We start from the raw sequence: 19774 nt of genomic DNA, 5'->3' as shown, positions 1-19774 counted from the left end.
TTGGTCATAAAAAAATCTACCTAAGCAGATTTTCTTATAATCAGTTTTAATACTAAATCAGATGTATCAATTTGATAGTCTTTTTCTTCCAAATAGGAAATTAATAAATTTGTAGACTCTCGTCCCAATGCTTCAATAGGCTGAGCTATTGTTGTCAGGGGTACTGACAACATTCCAGTAAATGGCTGATTATCAAATCCTAAAATAGCTAGATCACGGGGGACTTGTTTCCCCACATCTAAATATCTCTCTAATATTCCACTCGCTACTTCATCACTACTTGTAAAAATAGCATCTGGTCTATTTTCTTCAGGCAATGCTAATAATTTATCAGCTACTTCCATACCATCTTGAATCGTATGAACTTGCTTAAATATCCAATCAATTTTCATTGGCAAGTTATGCGTATGTAACGCTCTTTCAAATCCTTCAGTTCGTGAGTTACCATGTCCTCCTCGCGTTAGACTCCCTCCCGTACAATATGCAATTTTCTTATGCCCCTGAGCAATTAGATATTCAGTAGCTTCGAAACTAGCAACCTCTTGATCCGTATAGACTTGTGGTAATTGTGTTTCGGGAATGTGCTCGTTACATAAAACGATAGGGCCATACTCTTGATAAGACTCAATTGTTTTAGAATCGCCTTCTATTGAACACATTACCAAACCAGAAATAACCCTTTGTTTTAGCATCTCTAACATGTTTTTCTCTGCTTTTTTATCATCGTACGTTTGCATTACTAAAACAGTATAACCATGTAGCCTTGCATTTTTTTCAATTGAGTCTACTAAATGTGAAAAAAATGGGTTAGCAATTCTAGATACTAAAATACCAATCATAGTTCCTTTTTTAGAACGTAACTGAGTAGCCACTGAACTTGGTGTGTAATTCAACTCTGCCATAGCTTCTTGAATTCTTTTACGTTTGTCATCAGAGATATAAGGATGATTATTCAAATATCGAGATACCGTTGAAACAGATAGCCCAGCCTTTTTTGCTACATCTTTAATTGTAGCCAATTCTTCATCCTCTCCTTTATGATATCGATTTCATAATTATAGTACTACCTGATCTTATATTTGTCAATATGAATTTAAATAACTGAATCACTAATTTATCAATTTCATATCTGCTTCTACTTTCACATTTTTTTACATAACACCATACCGTACGTTTTGATATATTCTATTCTTTAGCCAGCACTGTCGCAGATACATATTCCATGATAACCACCTCATAGATACATATAACGTCCTATCAGCAATAGACATAAAATAGATAGATCTAATTAGTTTTATTACCATGCTATTAGAAAAAGAGATAACTTTCATTTGAAACTTCCAGCTATCTAGCGTATAATCCAAATTGAAAAGAGAACCATGTATAAACATGATTCCCTAGTCGTAAAGCCATTAAGATGGTAACGTTGTTCATCAAAAAAATAACCAATTAACCGCTCAAAGTTAAAGGTTGGTTATTTTTTTTTGTCATTATTTGATACTAGTACAACTAACGTAATCACAGCTATAGTATACTTCCCTATATTTATGATTAGATTAATCGTATCTAACGCAGACAAAAGGCCTCTCCTTTCATAGATTTCAGTACTTATTTTCATAAGCACCACCTCCACTCTAAGATAGCCACCACCCTAACTTCTTTACTCGACCATTATAGCACTTCTTATAAATAAAAAAAGGGAACAAACATTGATATAACAGTGTTTGTTCCCTTTCTCCATTACTAGATATCCCTCTAATTTCTTTTAAATCTGATATTATTATGGAGTCGTATCAACTGTAACTTTTTTTAAATAACAACAAAATTAAGTCATAGTTGCTTATTTCTTAATCGTCACTTTCTTCATATTCATTTAAAGTAATGACTTTTTTTGCCCAATTGACATTTACTGATGCTATTTGCCAAGCGGTTTCTAGTATCTCTATAGAATCCTCTGACAGTATGAATGAAATAATTGGTCCGTTTTCCAGGCTCCCTCTAACAATATATTCATTTTCATTTTCAGTATTTGAGAATAATTTAAACTTAGAATCATCATTTCCATAGTCTATTTTCCATCCATTACTTAATTTCATCTATTAATTCCCTCTTTCTAAAGTATACTTATCTTTTTCCTATTATAACATAGCCCTTGGCAACTTTTACTTAATCCTAACTATCTTAATGCCTATAGCAACTCATCACAAAACTACTAAATTACCGGATAGTTTTATTGATAATCGTAATATCTTTTTTGCGTTTCATCATAGATACCGTCCATATAATTAAATAGACAATTATAAATATTAGGGTAAATATAAGAATATTCATAGTTGTAAAATTAATCCAATTTAAATAGATCGCAATTGGCAGAAATAAATAGATAACTGGTTAATAACACCAATGACTATATTTCTAACGACTTATGTAAACAATAAAAAACCTCAAAAGGCTGTCTCCTAACAGCTCTTTGAGGTTTTCATTATGTAAATTCTTTCGTTAGTAAAACATACTACTCATCGCTACTATCTAGTATATACATGGAAATGTTGCTAAAGCTAGTAGGCTGTGAGTCGCCTATTTAAATAAACTATCCAGCAATTAATCTTACATTCTCATTGTTCTTTAAAAATTCTATAAACTCTTTTACTTTTTCAGGATAGTTCTCTCGTTCATTATAATAGATAATTAAATAATTTCTTGCTCTTGTAATGGTTGTATACAATAACTCTTCAAAATTATCATTTTTATCTAAAGACATATTTATAAGGTCATCTAGTATTACTATTCCCACATCTGTCTCCGATCCTTTTAATGAATTAACAGTGATCGCTTTTGTTGTCCCGTAATTTGGTTTGAAATTACTCTTAAGTGTTCGCTCAAACTGTTTTACCTTGCTTTCATTGCATGATAACAGGTTATATTCCTTATTACTACAAACTGTTCTAGACTGATTAGTTATTGTTCTAGGACGCATCCCGTCTTGTTCCAGACAACATTTATTGTAGCTATCAATATAATCTCTTAGTTTTTCCTTAGTGAAGCCTATGATTGACACTCTATTAGGAATAATATTTTCTTTTTCTAAAAAAGTATTAACTTTTTTGAAAAATGAATCCAGCTCAGTCTCATTTGTAAGAAAAATTGTGCCTTCAGAAACTTCAAACATATTTAATTGTTCAATCTCTATCTCCGGAGTATCATACATCCCTGCTAAAAATTCTTGTTGATACGCTTTTGATATTTTTGTTATAGCATTAATGGATCTGTGACTGACATTTAACTCATTAGGTCTACCAATAATACTAACGCGTGGTAAGATTTTTCCTTCAAGTTCACGCTTATAAATATTTTGATTAGCATCACCAAGTACTACAAAGCTACCATTCTCAACTAAAAAATTCTTTTCAACTACTGTAGCCCATTCCGTACAATAATCTTGATATTCATCAATAAATATGGCATCAAATTTTGGTAATGATTCTGAATTATCATTACCAAACATATTAACATCCTTATAAGCTTGTTCAGACCATCCTAACCTTTTACCAGTAGCTTGTTGGCATTGTTTGTTCACGAAACGATGATAATTATCAATGGTTAAGTGACTTTTTTCAACCTTCTTTTTCAAGGCATTTCTGATTCTATCATGTAAAAATCGACGTAATGTAATGTTGAAGGTCAACACTAAAACTTCTTTACCATTCATTAATTCACTTGCTACCATTTGAGCTAAGAGTTCAGTTTTTCCAGAACCTGCTGGCCCAATAATTTTTTTTCTTTTAAATCCTGAGTTAAATTCAGACAATATCCTCGTTTGTTTGGAATCACCACTAAATTCAGGTGTTTCAAAATCACTTTCTAAATAACCTAGATATTGCTTCACACTATTATAAGTTTCCAGCTCCAGAGAATCACGACTTGTTGATACAAAAAATTTACTCAATTCCTCATCGGTAACTCCTTTAAATATCACTTCAGTATAGATTGAATCATATGCAATTCTTGTATCTGTATGAAAATAGACGGCTGTTTTTACTAAATAATTTGACGGACTTTTTGTATTTACTAATAGTTTGAATTTTAACGTATTAGAAATATCTATTATTTCATTTCTGTACTGTTCTACCTGTTTTATAGGAGATTTTTTTTCATATGTATCATCAAAAATCCAGCTATCATTTTTGATAGAAAAATGAGTTAAATCCCAATCCTTTACTTCAATGATCCAAATACCACCCTTGACAGTACCATTTGATTTTTCAATGCAGATAATATCTGGTCTTAAGCCATTAATATTTGGTTGAATAAACAATTCAATCGTTCTATTACTTGACTCAAAGAGCTTTTTAATTCTTGTAACTATTGTCATTTCACCTTCAGTCAATTTGGTCTTCAGGTTACTCCAGTCTTCTTGCTTTGGTTCTATAGAAACGCTCACATCATTACCTTCTCTCTTTAAACTATCTAAAATCACCCATCCGATTCAAATAAGTCAACTTTATCGTTATCATTCATTTAGCAAGAGTGATTTTAAAGATTGATTATTATCAACCATATCACTGCACTCACGCGATTAATATACGCAAATTAATTATATCACTTCTCCATTTGATTAATAAGCCTTTTATGAACCGTTTGTTAAAATTGTTATTTTATAAAAAAAATAATACTATGCGTAATAACTATATAAGGGCATCAGTTTAGCGACTAGTAAAAGAGATAACTTTCATTTGAAACTTCCAGTCATCTAGCGTATAATCCAAATTGAAAAGAGAACCATGCGCAAACATGATTCTCTAGTCGTAAAGCCATTAAGATGGTAGCGAGATTAACTAAAAAAAAATAACCAATTAACCGGCTAAAGTTAAAGTTTGGTTATTTTTTTTGTCATTATTTGATATCAGCACGACTAATATAATCACGGCTATAGTATACTTCCCTATATTTATGATTAAATTAATCGTATCCAACGCAGACAAAAGGCCTCTCCTTTCATAGATTCTAGTCCTTACTTTCATAAGCACCACCTCCACTCTAAGATAGCCACCACCCTAACTTCTTTACCCGACCATTATAGCACTCCTTATAAATAAAAAAAGCGAACAAACATTGATATAACAGTGTTTAAAGGCTAGTTCATCTTCTGATTTCTTTATCTAAAGTATTACTTTCTCCAACATTTATTTTTAAATAACATCACAATTTATCACTTTTAAATTTATAGATACTCCTGTCTATTTATAGTGTGTTTTTTTGATTATTTTACTTGAATCTCAAAATATATTGGCGTATAATCCGACTTGAAAGAGAAACATGCGGAAACATGATTTCTTTTCCCAAAGCCAATTAACTGGGTAAAGTTAAGGCTTGGTTATTTTTGTCATTTTTTGATAGCAGAACAGCTAAATAAAAGGCGGTCTAACTTTTTAACTAAAGTTAGACCGCCTTTTATTATATTATGCCTAAAGTAATACGTGCATATCTGCTCATTCTATCAGTCGTCAACGCTGGGTACCATGCAAGTTTACTTATACTTTTTAGATTTCTTCACTCTAATAAACTTATCACTTTAATTCCAATTTAAACGTGTCGTTTAACCATGTATACATAGAACGTTTATCGTCAAATAATTGTATAAAGATATTAATTTCTTCTAGATTATTTTCCATAGAACTTTTTTGCTTATCATCACTACGTAAATCCCCATAAAAATCTTGTTGTTGTCTAACATAAATACCCATTCCATCAGGAAAAATCCAATATTTATCTAGACCAACATAGGTCCTTGGGATACTATTATTATTTTCATCTACGCTAGTATCAGATGGTTCAGCATTGATAATAAATCCTGTTTGTACATTGCCAATATTTTTCATAGGGAACACTTTATAAAAAGCTCCTTCATCTTTGTTAACCTGAATTGAAAGATTATCAATAATGTTTTCAGATATAAAAATATTAGTATACACCTGTGAATCATAGGCTGTATCAGTAAAATAGGTAAGCTTCTCTGACTTAGTATCATAATTAACAATGTAATTGAGTACATCAAATTTATAACTTGAGAGAACGTCACTACTTGGTACTCGGTGTTTATAGGATACTCTTTCAATAGGAGTAATTTTTAAACCCTTAGAAAAATCTTTGTCTAATGTATAGTTAGGACTATTTATTGTTAAAATATAATCATTTCCAAATGTTATTTTTTCCTTACTAACAGTTATTTGATAAGGTTCAGCATCTGTATTGTTTAGTTTGAAAATGGGTTTTAAGCCTAACTCTCTTAGTGGAAGTATTTCCTTATATGGTAATTCTTCATCTAATCTATCCAACTCTTTATTTCCTTCTTCCATAATTTTATTGAAATCGGATATAGTATTATTGATTTGTGCAGGCAAATAAAAAGATTGGAATAAAAACAAACCTATAAGCAACACCGAACCGACCAAAAAATAGACTTTCATTTGCAGTGTAACAAATAAATTTAAGGTAATTTTTTCAAAAAGTTCATCATACTCTTTAGAAAAAGAAGATTCTTTTTTCATTTGATAAACTCCTTCGCCATATTTATATCAGCTTGTTTTGTTTTTAATAACTTTTCATAATCTTGATTAATATTCTGACCTATAAGATGCAATAACTCCTCTGTACTATCACTTTGTTCAACATACTTAGACAGTAATAGATGAAGAGTCGGCAAGTTACGATATAGGAAATTATCATATTGCGTTAAATCACGCGGATTTTCCATCAATTGATTGAAAATACTTTTAGATTCCATTAATGTGTTAGAAATAACTTCATTCTTCTCTAGGGAAGGGACATCCTTTATCACCTTCTCGATCCCAAGAATAGTTGATTTGGCTTCAGCCATTTCGTTCTTGAACAATAAAAGTTCAGAATCAGTCATACGATGTAGCTCTTGATAGTTCTTAACTCTTTTTTTCTGTTCTTGCTTTAACCTAAATAGTTTCATTACTTGAGTAGCAAACACTATTAAAATACTAGACAAAATTAGCAATGTAACGTAAAAATAAATCATTATACTCTCCTTTAGAGTCTCTTGGCTATGCTAGTCATCGTTATATCACTTTCGTTTACCTAGCATAAAAAAACGTTGTTAACATAACTAACGCTATTATTTATATTTTACCATTGAAATTAAGTTATTTTCAATCTAGCTATAGGTCTTTTTTAATAGTTTTTATGTATAAAGATAGTTATTTTTTAATGAGTACACTATTCCCTCCCTGATAAAGTTATCCCCTATTTTTTATTGTCTTTGGAGATAAGCCTCTTAATACTTTAATCATAATAGTTTCATAACAAAAAACTCCCTCATCAACTTATTAGCTAACGAAAGAGTTTATTATTTTTGTCATTATAATTTGGTTTCCGATTAAAAATTTAATCAATACCATGAGAGTATTAAACTTAGCTCTATCTAATCCCTAAAGCAATACGTGCATATCTGCTCATTCTATCTGTTGTCCACGCTGGGTACCATACTAGCTTCACTTCTGAATCTGTGACTTCTGGTACGTCTTTTAAAGCCTTATGGATATCATCTGTAATTACATCTGCTAATGGGCATCCCATTGTTGTTAGAGTCATTTTGATTGTACAGAAACCATCTTTTGCTAATTCTACTTCATAAATAAGACCTAAGTTTACAATATCGATTCCTAATTCTGGATCGACTACCGTTTCTAGGGCTGTGACAATTCTACCTTGGATTTCTTCTATTTCTTCAGCTGACCACTCGTTTACTTCGCTCACGTCAGTTGCCTCCTTAATTATCCTATATTCTTCATCTATAATAACCGTTACACTAGCGTTTGTAAATGAGAAAGTCTTGATATCCGCTATAAAAAAGAGCGGTGACCTTTTACAGTCCCACTCTTTACAATTTATTTTGTTTGTAAGGCTTTACGATGTTCACGTTGTTGGTCTTCATTTAAGAATTGTCCCATAACACTTTGTGTTGGCACGATGTTAACGAAGGCATTTTCATCGATTTCATAAACTAATTTTTCTAAATCATATAATTCATACTTGCTCACAACCATCATGATAACCGTGTTCTCTTTATTAGTGAAACCACCACGTCCTGGTAATAATGTCATACCACGAGGAATCGCTGAATGGATAGCGGCTTTAATCTCATCAGATTTACTAGAGATAATAAAGGCTGTCATTTTTTGGCTTCCAGTATGCATCTTGTCTACGATTTGTGTTAAGCAGAAAATTGAAATAATAGTATATAATGCTGTTTCCCAATCGTACATCAAACCTGACACTAGGATAATTAATAAGTTTTGTAAGAACAAAAGACTTCCGACTGTTTTACCTGTTGTTTTTGCTACGACTAATGCGATAATATCAAGTCCACCTGTTGTAAAGCCAAAAACAAGACAAAGCCCTGCACCTAGACCTACTACTACACCACCGGCTACTGTATTTAATAACACATTATCTGTTATAGAATATTGTGGAATAATCATTGTAAAGACTGACATTGAGACTACTGTTAAGAAACTGTAGACCGTTGCTTCTTTACCTAGTTTCAACCAACTGATTAAAAAGATCGGAATATTTAGTACAAAAATCAATATCCCTGTATTAACCGTCATCCCAAGGTACATATCAAATGCTCCTGAGACCAATTGCGCAATTCCGTTAAGTCCTGCTGAAAATACATTGGCTGGTATTAAAAATATATTTAATGAAACAGCCGCTAAAATACCTGTTACGACTACTACAATTAACTTCGTTAATAATTCGTTCTTAAACGTCCATTTTAAATTTGTTTGCATAACTTTCCCCCTATTTCTATTATTGTTTTTGTTCTCCATAAGATAGAATAGCAGTTTATTCTGTTTAAATAAAGCTTTTTTAATCGTTTTTACTGTTATTTTAGATACTTTCTTGTCTCTCCTATTCATGATATAGTATGAGTACGTTTACACTTAAATACTAACGCACGATTGAGCTGCGTTTCAGGAGGAATAAAACATGGCAAAAGACCCTAGTTTTGATATCATTTCAGAAATTAATGAAGAAGATGTAAAAAATGCCCTACAAGTAGCGACAAAAGAAATAAAAAACCGTTTTGATTTTAAAGGATCAATCGCAAGCATGTCATTAGAAAATGGCAAACTATTACTAGTTGCTGAAGATGACTATAAAGTTGAACAAGTAAAAGATGTGCTATTCAGCAAATTAGTCAAACACAATGTCCCGATTAAAAACATTCAGTTCACAGATAGCGAACATGCACTTGGCGGAAATGCTCGTCAATATGGTGACTTAGTGAGTGGGATTGACCGTGACAATTCTAAAAAAATCATCAAAGCGATTAAAGACTCAAAATTAAAAGTCAAAGCAACGATTCAAGATGAACAAATCCGTGTCACAGGGAAAAGTCGTGATGATTTACAAGCTGTTATTAAATTAACACGTGACTTAACCCTTCCAATCGAATTACAATTTACTAACTTCAGATAAAACAAGTCCTCTATTTAAGACTTAACGTATCATGAAACCCCAAATAAAGCCACTACTATTAAAAGTAGTGGCTTTTACTTATTCTCCTAAATCTAATTCTAAATTACCTAAGCTAACGTTCTGACTACTAATATTTCCACCTATATAAGCTTGGTCTCGATCGTATTTAGGGTGTTTATTTTTTCCAAATCCATGGAGTTTTTTTAGATCAAAACTAACAGTTCCCAACCAGCCTTGACCTTGCTCAAAGTGAACATCCGTTACAACTGGCTCTTTGTGTAAAAATGTTGTTGGATCAGTAAAATACTCATCTGGGACAGTATTGCTGGAAACATACTCTTTATTCCCTAACGTAAAGGCTGCTAAACTTTGTTCTAAATCATCTTTACTATAATCCTCCGCTAAATTTGGAAATGTCACAGACATTACAATTTTATTTTCCGCTTCAGTCACATCCATAACTTCCATCGTAAAGCGTTCATCTTTCGCTGGAAGAACACGAGGAAAGTTATCTTTCACTGCCACTACAGGCTTATTCTTTGGTGCATTTGCGATATCAAACTTAACAGAAACATTTCCTAGTACATTTTCTTCCTCGCCTTCATTATCAACATAGCGGTTTGGCAAAATCGCACGATAACTACCGATATCACTAGTTGAAGATTTTTCTACTTTTACAAGTGCTCCGGTTGAATAAATAGGCCATTCCACCTCTTGCCCATTTTTATCTTTTCCCATAAACCATGCCCAGCTCGCATCAACACTTGTTCCTTTCGGTTGTTCAATTTTATAATCAACCATGGTGCGTGACTCGCCTTTTAACACTTTAGTGATAGTTGCAGTATAACGACCTTCCTCTGTTTCGGTACTTACTGAATAACCTGATGGTAAGGCTTGACTTACAACTTTTTCAACAGGAACATTAATTTTTTTCTTTTTACCACCAGTGTCAACAATTAGTGGAACCATCATCTTATCCGGTATTTTATCCTGAGATAAATCTATAGTTAACTGCCCATCAAATAATGCCTCTCCATTTTCTGATTCACGCATATCATTGCTCACATCGTTACCCTTAATAAGTGGTGATTCTCCAACATCAACTGTCAGCTTTAAATCTTTTTGATCTGATTTCTTATCTCTATTTGTTGAGACTATTTGATACACAATATCTATTTTACCCGCATCATAATAACTACCAATCACATGTATCGTTAAACCGTCAGTTTCTAATGGTTCAACTAAGTCCAATTCTGATAAAGAGGTACTTGCAAGGTTTATATTTGGATCAAATCTTTGAAATAATTTCCCTACAAATGGAATGTCGGCATAAACCTCTCCTAAAGATGGAATCAGATAACCCGAACCAACAAATAAACCACCCACGGCTACAGCTGAAAGTATGATTTTTCCTATTCTGCCCATTCCTTTTCCGACACTCGCTACCTCTTCTTGTTTAGCTCGATTCATCCCTTGTTTGACAGCGTTTTCCAAGGCTTCTTTAGGAACTTCAATCTCTGCCATTTTTTCTTTAATTTGTTTGTCGTTCATCAGACTCACCCTCCTTTAATAAGACCTCTTTTAACGCTTGTCTGCCTCTAGCTAGATTTGTTTTGACTGTTCCTTCTGATAGTTCTAACACTTGACCGATTTCTCTTACGGATAAGGACTGATAATAATAAAGAATAATCACTTTTCGGTAACTTTCTTTGAGTTGTGCCAAGGCGGTCGTTATATCCAGGTGACTATCGGTCTGTCTTTCTATTGATTCTTCATAAATAACAGCATCCATACCTTCTCGCTCATCACCTTCAGGAAAGAAAATCACTTGTGCTTTTTTCTTATTTAAAGCCATCGCATTATTAATGACAATCCGCATTAACCACGTTTTAAAATACTTTGGCTTTTGGACTTGCTTAATATTTTTTAGTGCTTGATAGACTGATTCTTGGACTACATCTAAACTATCTTCTTGATTACCTAAATATAAATAAGCCGTCCGATACATTTGTTCTTGATACCTAGTCATTAACTCTTCAAAAGCGTCACTGTTCCCTTTTATGGCCCGTTTGACCACTACTTCCTCTTTCATTCACTCACTCCTTTACCACTATACTTATTAGATGATTCATATTGCAAAATGGTTTCATTTTATTCAAACTAATTTTCTTTAATTCGCTCACTATAACACAATGTTAAAAGTTTACAACCCTATGGAAACATGCTATATTGTTTGAGTTCAGGTATTTTTGAACACTATAACGAACTATTAGGAGGTCACTTACATGAGTGAACATACATATATAAACAATGATTTTAGCGATATTTTAAAAGGCCGTCGTTCGATCCGTCAATACGACCCTAGCGTGAAGATTGACCGAGACATTATGAAACAAATCTTAGAAGATGCTACAACGGCTCCTTCATCAATTAACATGCAGCCTTGGCGTTTTGTTGTGGTTGATACACCTGAAGGTAAAGAGAAATTACGCCCACTAGTTGGCTTTAATTCAAGACAAAGTGATTCAGCAGCTGCCATGATTTTAATATTCGGTGACTTAAAAAGCTTTGATAATGCTGAAAAGATTTACTCTAAATCAGTTGAAATCGGTGGCTTAACTGAAGAAATCAAAGAAAAACAATTAGGTCGTTTCGCTCAGATGTACGATAACATGCCAGAAGAAGGCTTGAAACAAATTGCCCTAATAGATGCTGGACTTGTATCAATGCAATTAATGTTAGTAGCTCGTGCTTACGGTTATGACACAAACGCTATTGGCGGATTTGACCGTGCGAACTTAGCAGAAGCTTTTGATATGGACCCTACTCGTCATATGCCTGTTATGATTGTGAGCATCGGTAAAGCTGCTGAAGAAGGCAAACAAACCGCTCGTTTACCTATCACTGATATTACAACTTGGAAATAACAAAAAGCCTCGAACGATTACGTTCGAGGCTTTTTTAGTATTTATACCGCATAATTTTACAAATGTTATATTGATTTTTCACTAAACCCCAATGCCCTAATTCCCTCAGAAATCTCATGGAGATCAGATTCTTTTATAACCATACAAAGGTTTTTACGTGCTCTAGAACAAGCAACATATAATAAGTTCCTGGCTTCTCTCCATTTCTCTTCTTTAGATTCAGACAAACCTTCACCTTCTAGATTAGTTAAAAACTTTGAGAAATATGATTTATCACGTGCAAAAATATTGTCATAGATAACTAATAAATTATCAAACTCCAAGCCTTTTGAATTATGATAAGTTAAATAATTCATATTTATTGACATTTCTCGCGTCAAGTGTTTGTACCAATTAACAAATTGCTTAATACTTAAATAAAAAAAAACGTTCACTTTCTCAGTATTATCTTCGCATTTAAAGAAATTTACAGCACTATTTTTTATATCCTCTAATTCTATTATTTCTTTATCTAATCCGAATATAGAACACAACAAATTTTTTACAAGTATTTCTTCTTTTGATACTTTTATTAGCCTCTCGAGATATTCTGATAATGTACTCTCTTTTGATTCGTTTTCGATCTTTATAAATTGTTCATTAAACTTTCTTAACATCAAAAATGTAAGTTTACGAGAATCTTTATCATCTTTTACGTATGAAATTATAGTTTTTATTGGTGTATTTTTGTCTAACATTAGTTGTTTAAACCTTATGAGATTTTTAATATATAATAGAAAGTAACCTAAATTTTTATCATTATTACTCAAAAATTCAGTATTTATTTGCTTATAATTATCACCTTTATACTTAGGCATATCTTTAATACTGTCAAATAATTCCTTAAACCCTTGAATCTCTGATAACCCTTCATGCTTTAAAAGCAAGCACGCAAACTCATCAACCTGATTAATATTTTTATGTTTTTTAATATAATCCTCTGTTACTTTTTGTATACTCTCAGAAAAATTATCCTCATCTTTAACAATACAGTATGTTACTGTTCCACCTGATGCATCCTCATAAATTGACTTTTGGACAATTTTATCATTTCTAATTTTATTGATAGTGCCTATGATTTCTTCTGACGAACGTCTATTATACTTTTTATTTATTTGCTTTAAATTAGGATGCTTTTCACCAAGTTTATCTCCAATTCCTTTATTAAAGATATTTTGAACATCATCACCGTAATAACCAATTGTAAAATTGTAATTCTTCTTCTTAGCAAAGTCATCCAACATTTTTAATATCATGACAACATCTTCTGTGGTATCTTGATACTCGTCAATAAAAATCACTGAATATTTATCAACAATCATTTTTTTATAAATATCTGTTGACTCCGTCACAATAATTTTATTAGCATACTCTAATAATGTATCGTGACTGAAGTACATTTTATTTAAATTATCGCGATTGTATGTTGATTTATATTTCACTTTTGTAAAACCTGTTTCTTTATTATCAATATTACTTAATGTTTGGGTATAATTCTTTTTCTTAATAAGACTATTAATTCGCGCCTTAAAGTTTCCGAATCTCTTCTTTAACTCTTCAAAAGCTTCACCTTGTACATACTCTTGCATATTTGCAATAAATTCAGGTTTATTCAAAGAATAACTCTTATAAAATTGCTCAATAAACTCGGGATTATCTAGTAAACTTTCTAATTCGTCTGGACATTCACACTTTTTATCCTCTTCTAACAAAGTATTTATTTTATTTAACTCACTCACAATTTTTTCTCTATGTACTTTTAATAATAACGGCTGTTGTCTTTTGATTAATTCCCACATAAAATCATGAATTGTTGTAATCACAACTTGCTCATTATTCCCCAAACGATCTCTCATTTCATTTTTAGCTGCATTTGTATATGTAATACACAAAGCTTTACTATTTGCATAGGTTAAAATCTTTTTTGAGTTCAAAACATATTTCAAAGACTCAACCAAAGCATATGTCTTCCCTGCCCCTGCTCCCGCATTAAAACAAAAACTTACTGAATTGTCCAAACAATTATTTATTTCATCTTGTATGGACCTCTCGTCTTTTATATACTCTTGATTTTCTTTAGCTAACATTTAAACCCCTCCCTCAACACCAAGCTTATGTGCTAAAATATCTAATCCTAATTTTATATATATAGGAATATCTATTTTTTTGTTATCTTTTGTAATTAAATCAAACAATATTTGATTCATGAACTTTGTTTTATTACTACTTGATCCTATCTTTATTTGAAAATAGAAAGCCTTCTCTTTAAGATCAGCTTCACTCTCTTTAGTTCCTCCTGCTGCTTCCTTATATATATGAGGCATCATTTTTCTTAACAATTCATTTAAATATTTTGACTCTGTTTCCGCATTAGTTAATAATATTGCTTCTTCCAAACTTGTAGCATATGAATCATGAACTTTTCCTTGAGTTATAACAAATAAAGAATCAAAATCATACATAAAATACTGTTCATCTTTTGATTGATCCTTATAATAATCCGTTTTCAATTCAAGAAGTTGTTGATTTGTTGTATGCAAAACTTTAGCACATTGGTCATTTTTTTCATCTAAAAAGTACTTAAGTGTTGAGTTGGTAGTAAGTTTCGCACTATCTTTCAATAATTCACTACTTAAATCTTTTAATTGTTCGTAACCTCCTTTTTTTGCTTCGTCAGTTCTATTAAAATCAATATCTGTATAAAGTATTGTTGGAATATGCATTAATTTCAAAAGTTTAAAATACACTTTTCCATATGCACCATTAATACACAAAACTGTTATATACAATTTTTTTAACCTACTATCTTGACTAATCAAATATTTGAGATAAGCCTCTTCTGTTGGTCCCTCGACAATAACAACTGCATCGGAAAACATAATATTTGAAGTTTCCACTCTCATATGTTTCTTTATATAGGTTAAAGATTGAAAATCTGTAACCTCAACAAAAGCTTCATTTGAATTTTCAGTTGATTTTTTATCTCTCTTTTTAATCTCTTGTCCAATTATTTTATCATCTTTTAGCGGAATAATTTTACCTGTAGACTCACTAGTATTAGTATGGGTTAAATAATTAATATTATCTAATTTGTTCCCTTGATGTATTTTACTGTTTAATATATGCGGTGAATGAGTTGAAATAAGTAATTGATAATTAATTTTATGGATATTTTCTCTAAAATCAGAAAAATCTTTACTGTCATATAAAGTATTTATGGCTTCCTCAATATTTGTAATAAATAATTCTTGCATTTGTGGATGCATATAAGTTTCAGGCTCTTCAATACAAATCAAATTAATTTTATCTGTATAATTCTGCTCCTTATACATATCAATATACTCTACAAGTTCCGCTATTATAACCATTAAATTAGTATAACCCAATCCGAATTGATTTTCTGGTATATAATTTTCATTTTCTAAATACTCATATGTTACTGCATTTTTTAGTATGTCATCCATCTTAATAGCTGATATTAAGTTCATTTCCAAATTTTTTGAAGACTCTATTTTTTGAACAACACCATTTAAACGCTGCGTATAATTTGTATCTATTAAACTTTTAGTCTCAAAATTAATATCTTCAAGTAATTGATCAATTCCCCGTTGATTATTTGATAAAAAGCTTTTAATTATTTTGTTATATGCCTTTGATAAGCAGTTTTCTCCATTTATATTGTTCGCCTTCACCATTTTAACATCTAACAGATTAGACAATGAAAAATTGTCTGCTTTATCATCACTACCTTCCGGAAAAAAAGCTAACTCATAAGTTGCATTACTAAGTATAGTTAAATATTTGCGGAATAACTCTTCTTTTTGAAATTTAATATATTGATACCCTTTTTTATTAGTTTCTTCTCTTTCGGAATGTTCATCGCAATATTCAATGCACTCTTTTAAACTTTTCTCTTTTAATTTTTCATATAACTCTTTTTCTATATTTTCTAAATTTCGAACAGGTTGTTTTTCATATAAGCTATAAATACTGTCAAATTCCGTTCTTAACTTCACTTCGTTTAGCGCTTGATATAAAATGTCAATTTTAAAACTTCCCGCTTTACCAATATCTTTAATTAATAAAATTTCTTCTAAGTACGCCAAAGAATTATGTTCTAAATCATCAATCCCTACTTCTAACTGAAATTTAATTGTTGGTAATTCATATTCAGTTGAACCCACAATGATTTTATCATATATGCTTTTTAAATAATTAAGGTTAAAATCATGTACATTAAATAATGAAGTAGACCCACTTTTACTTTGTGATAACTTGCTTAACAAACCTAAAACTGTAGTTTTACCACTATTATTCCTACCTACAATCATTGTTGTATTTTTAGATACATTCAATTTGCTTGGTTCTTCATATTTGTTTGATTCATGTGCAATTTCTAACACATTTTCCCCATCTCTAAACTTTCTAAAATTAGTTAATTTAAGTGATTTTAAATACATACTAAAACTTCCTCCCTATCTTAAGAATATAAGTCACTACACTCAGTATAGATCAAACGGGATACTTTTTATACAAGAAAACGCTATTTTAATGCGCGGTATTAACTTACATTTTTATGTTTTACTGAAAAAATAGGGTGAAATTTATAAAAAAAGAAATTATTAATCTCTTTATTGTATAATATCTGTTTAATTTACGACTTAACAAAAAAACGACCTTGATTAAGGTCGTTTTTTATTACCCTCTATAATTTTTAATTCGTTCTAGCTGCTCTTCTTTTGTCCACCCATCGAAAGTGATTTCCCAGATAATGTCACCTAGCACGCTAGCCTCGCTTGGTAAATCTTCTGCCATTATATAATTAAAAACAGTTTCAAAAGGAACTAAATCTGCTGCAAATTTTTCTTCTGTTTCAACATTTAAAAGTGTTGGACTCCAGTATTCTATCTTGGTGATAGGCTCTATTTCTTTTTCAATAAGAACCTTAAAATCATCATTGGGCTGATCGCTAACTGATGCTATTGAATTTTTAAAACTGACTAAAGCATTTCTTAACGAATCCTCTTCTAATTCGGTTTCATACATCTCTACTAAATGTGCCGCTACGTTTGGAATCATTGTGTCATCTAACTTGTTTAATAACGCTTCTTTAAATGTTTTCATGTCTTCTTCCTTTCACGTCTGGTTATATCGACACCTTCATTCTACCTCATATCACTCAACAAATCATATACTTAAGGCTATAACTTTTCAAAATCCCTACTTTTTTATGCTCTGGTTTCTATCATTTTTGATGTGGACATTTAGTTATAGTTTTGTTCCAAATAATTAACAAGTTCTTCTGCTTTCTCATTTGCTGCACCATTTTTACGTGAATCTTCTGAAAAGACAAGTCCCATAAAACGACTCTTCTCCTGATCTAAAAATAACAGGAAGCTATTTTCAGTTCCGACGGTATCCTGCTTTTCTTTTATCTCAGCTGTCCCAGTTTTAGCTGCTAATTTAAAATTATCATGATATAAGTTATGAGCATAACCATCTTCATTGGCAACAGTTCCCACTAAATCATTTAAAACCAAATGTGCAGATTTTGCACTGATCACACCGTCTGTCTTTTCATTTTTAGCATCTGCAACAAGTTTTGGTGAGATTAAATTGCCATCTGTCATAAAGACGCTATACATTTCTAATTGTTGGAGAGGTGTCATCATTAATTGTCCTTGGCCATAAGCTGTATCTGCCAATAAAATATCATTTTTTAGTTTCTTTTCATTCGCAATACTCGCAGGTTCCATTGCAATAGGGAGTGACATTTCTTTACCAAATGGGAATTTAGCTAACCCATCCATTAATGTTTTCTCACCCATTTTGAGTGCTTGTTGTGCAAAATAGATGTTATCAGAATACACTACCGCTTGCTCTAGATTAACAGTCGGTTGCTCTTTAACACGTGTTGTCCAAAACCCACCCCAGCTGTTATCCTTTTGCCATTTTAAACCGTCGATTGGTAATGCTTCTTCCGGTTTGATAACACCTGCATCCAAACCAATTGCTGCGGTAATCGTCTTGAAAGTTGAACCTGGCGCATAGCGATTAGCGTATCTTGCAAGGAAAGGTAAATTTTTATCTTCTGATAATTCTTTATACGCCTTATCTCCAATACCACTTACAAATTGATTAGGATCAAAAGAAGGTGAGCTTGTTGAGACTAAAAGGTCACCTGTCTTCGGTTCAGAAGCAACCATAGCGCCTGGTTTATTTTTTAATGACGCAAAAGCTTTTTGCTGTGCGTCACTATCTAGTGTTAATTTAATCGTTTTTCCTTCAACCGCTTTTCTTTTGAATACGGTCTTTTTGACATCACCTTTTGCTGTAGTAATAACTAGTGATAACCCATTTTTACCTCTTAATTCGTTATCTAACGTTTGTTCAAGTCCCATTCGTCCCACTGGAGTCGTTTCATCCAAATCAGGATTTTTATCCAAATCCTCTGCCGTCGGCTGTCCTACATAACCTATTAAATGAGCCGCTGACTGTTCTAAAGGATAGTAACGCTGTTTTTTTGTTATTAAGCTTGTTCCAGTTGGCAACTTATCTTTTAGCGCCTCTTCTTCTTTATCATTTAGCACTTTAATAGGCACAAAAACGTCACCTTTTGTCCACTCAGGTTCGAGTAAGGCTTCTAGTTTCTCAACTGGCATGTCGATAGCTTCACTAATTTCTTTCAACGCCGCCTGTTTATCGTCACCTAGTTGAGTCGGATTCATCCCAATTTGTTTAAATTCTTTATTTTCTGCCAGTGGTTTCCCATTACGATCCAAAATAGCGCCACGTTCGACAACATCATTTTGTAACAACACTTTATCGGTCGCTTCCATACCTGGGAAAATTAAATACGAGCTCCATTTGAACTCATACTTCCCATTACTAGACTTAGAATAAATAGCTTTATATTTTTCTGGTTTAATAACACCTTCTGGGGTAGTTAATTCTAAATTATAAGTCAGTCTGTAGTTCTTCTTGCCGTATTTTTCATCTTTAAGATTGGTTACTTTGACTTTGGTAACACCAATACTATCAAAAATTGTTTCATAACGTTCTTTTACTTTTTTATTCGTTAACGTGTAATCTTCTAGTGATTTTTTTGAAAATAATTGACTGTATGCATCAAAGTTTTGTTTTTTTAAATCTGATACAAAATTATCTACTGCCTTCTGACGATTTTTGTTGTCTGTTATTGTTCTATAGCCATAAAATGAAGCACCAGCGACTAAGACAACTCCTGCACCTATTAATAATTTCTTTTTCATCTGCTTGTCACTCCTTATACATTGTGG

18 protein-coding genes and 1 pseudogene are annotated in these 19774 nt (G+C 31.8%); 2 read left to right on the top strand and 17 right to left on the bottom strand.

Going from position 1 to position 19774, the window contains the following annotated elements; all coding sequences use genetic code 11:
- Positions 1 to 20 precede the first annotated feature (20 nt).
- From OL233_RS06400 to OL233_RS06365, 11 genes and pseudogenes are all read right to left on the bottom strand, one after another.
- Positions 21 to 1019 (bottom strand): LacI family DNA-binding transcriptional regulator, encoded by a 999-nt coding sequence (locus tag OL233_RS06400; RefSeq protein WP_275471509.1) that lies wholly within the window; start codon positions 1017 to 1019, stop codon positions 21 to 23.
- 455 nt (positions 1020 to 1474) lie between these two features.
- Positions 1475 to 1618: a putative holin-like toxin gene (locus OL233_RS06395; protein WP_275471508.1), complete on the bottom strand. Its 144-nt coding sequence runs from the start codon at positions 1616 to 1618 to the stop codon at positions 1475 to 1477.
- A 229-nt stretch (positions 1619 to 1847) separates the two neighbouring features.
- A complete protein-coding gene (locus OL233_RS06390) occupies positions 1848 to 2096 on the bottom strand; it encodes a hypothetical protein (protein ID WP_275471507.1) in 249 nt (82 codons plus the stop codon).
- Positions 2097 to 2217: 121 nt separating this feature from the next.
- Positions 2218 to 2373 carry a DUF3021 family protein gene (locus OL233_RS11430; protein ID WP_367618496.1) on the bottom strand — a complete coding sequence of 52 codons (156 nt, stop codon included), beginning with the start codon at positions 2371 to 2373 and terminating at the stop codon, positions 2218 to 2220.
- Between the two features lie 217 nt (positions 2374 to 2590).
- Positions 2591 to 4477, bottom strand: coding sequence for a UvrD-helicase domain-containing protein (locus OL233_RS06385; protein ID WP_275471506.1), 1887 nt, complete (start codon positions 4475 to 4477; stop codon positions 2591 to 2593).
- A 376-nt stretch (positions 4478 to 4853) separates the two neighbouring features.
- Positions 4854 to 5021, bottom strand: coding sequence for a putative holin-like toxin (locus OL233_RS11425; protein ID WP_367618493.1), 168 nt, complete (start codon positions 5019 to 5021; stop codon positions 4854 to 4856).
- Positions 5022 to 5454: 433 nt separating this feature from the next.
- Positions 5455 to 5541 (bottom strand): annotated as a pseudogene (locus OL233_RS11370) (metal-sulfur cluster assembly factor); the annotation flags it as partial.
- A 26-nt stretch (positions 5542 to 5567) separates the two neighbouring features.
- A complete protein-coding gene (locus OL233_RS06380; RefSeq protein WP_275471505.1) occupies positions 5568 to 6548 on the bottom strand; it encodes a hypothetical protein in 981 nt (326 codons plus the stop codon).
- A complete protein-coding gene (locus OL233_RS06375; protein WP_275471504.1) occupies positions 6545 to 7045 on the bottom strand; it encodes a 5-bromo-4-chloroindolyl phosphate hydrolysis family protein in 501 nt (166 codons plus the stop codon). Before OL233_RS06375 ends, OL233_RS06380 begins: the two co-directional genes overlap by 4 nt.
- A gap of 398 nt (positions 7046 to 7443) precedes the next feature.
- Positions 7444 to 7782: a metal-sulfur cluster assembly factor gene (locus OL233_RS06370; RefSeq protein WP_126830095.1), complete on the bottom strand. Its 339-nt coding sequence runs from the start codon at positions 7780 to 7782 to the stop codon at positions 7444 to 7446.
- 131 nt (positions 7783 to 7913) lie between these two features.
- Positions 7914 to 8819, bottom strand: a complete 906-nt coding sequence (locus tag OL233_RS06365; protein ID WP_275471503.1) for a YitT family protein — start codon at positions 8817 to 8819, stop codon at positions 7914 to 7916.
- Between the two features lie 199 nt (positions 8820 to 9018).
- Between OL233_RS06365 and OL233_RS06360 the strand changes: the two genes are divergently transcribed.
- Positions 9019 to 9510, top strand: a complete 492-nt coding sequence (locus OL233_RS06360; protein ID WP_126830091.1) for a YajQ family cyclic di-GMP-binding protein — start codon at positions 9019 to 9021, stop codon at positions 9508 to 9510.
- 78 nt (positions 9511 to 9588) lie between these two features.
- Here the strand turns inward: OL233_RS06360 and OL233_RS06355 are convergent, their stop codons facing one another.
- The gene (locus OL233_RS06355) at positions 9589 to 11061 is read right to left on the bottom strand and encodes a DUF4179 domain-containing protein (protein ID WP_275471502.1); all 1473 of its coding nucleotides are present in this window, start codon (positions 11059 to 11061) and stop codon (positions 9589 to 9591) included.
- On the bottom strand, positions 11042 to 11602 hold the full coding sequence (locus OL233_RS06350; protein ID WP_275471501.1) for a sigma-70 family RNA polymerase sigma factor: 561 nt from the start codon (positions 11600 to 11602) through the stop codon (positions 11042 to 11044). Before OL233_RS06350 ends, OL233_RS06355 begins: the two co-directional genes overlap by 20 nt.
- A 193-nt stretch (positions 11603 to 11795) precedes the next feature.
- On the opposite strand from OL233_RS06350, the gene OL233_RS06345 reads away from it, so the two are divergent.
- Positions 11796 to 12437: a nitroreductase family protein gene (locus OL233_RS06345; protein ID WP_275471500.1), complete on the top strand. Its 642-nt coding sequence runs from the start codon at positions 11796 to 11798 to the stop codon at positions 12435 to 12437.
- A gap of 65 nt (positions 12438 to 12502) precedes the next feature.
- On the opposite strand, the gene OL233_RS06340 is transcribed toward OL233_RS06345, so the two are convergent.
- The 4 genes from OL233_RS06340 to pbp4 all read right to left on the bottom strand — a co-directional run bounded on the left by OL233_RS06340 (position 12503) and on the right by pbp4 (position 19747).
- Complete coding sequence (locus tag OL233_RS06340) at positions 12503 to 14563, bottom strand: UvrD-helicase domain-containing protein (RefSeq protein WP_275471499.1); 2061 nt, start codon at positions 14561 to 14563, stop codon at positions 12503 to 12505.
- Entirely contained in the window at positions 14564 to 16936 is a 2373-nt protein-coding gene (locus OL233_RS06335) for an AAA family ATPase (protein ID WP_275471498.1), read from the bottom strand.
- A 238-nt stretch (positions 16937 to 17174) separates the two neighbouring features.
- Entirely contained in the window at positions 17175 to 17600 is a 426-nt protein-coding gene (locus OL233_RS06330; protein WP_275471497.1) for a hypothetical protein, read from the bottom strand.
- 140 nt (positions 17601 to 17740) lie between these two features.
- The gene (gene pbp4, locus OL233_RS06325) at positions 17741 to 19747 is read right to left on the bottom strand and encodes a penicillin-binding protein PBP4(5) (protein ID WP_275471496.1); all 2007 of its coding nucleotides are present in this window, start codon (positions 19745 to 19747) and stop codon (positions 17741 to 17743) included.
- Positions 19748 to 19774: the final 27 nt, after the last annotated feature.

The organism is Vagococcus proximus, assembly GCF_029143285.1.
Classification (GTDB): domain Bacteria; phylum Bacillota; class Bacilli; order Lactobacillales; family Vagococcaceae; genus Vagococcus_D; species Vagococcus_D proximus.
Note: the sequence above shows the minus strand (reverse complement) of the source record. Positions and strands in the feature narration are given on the sequence as shown.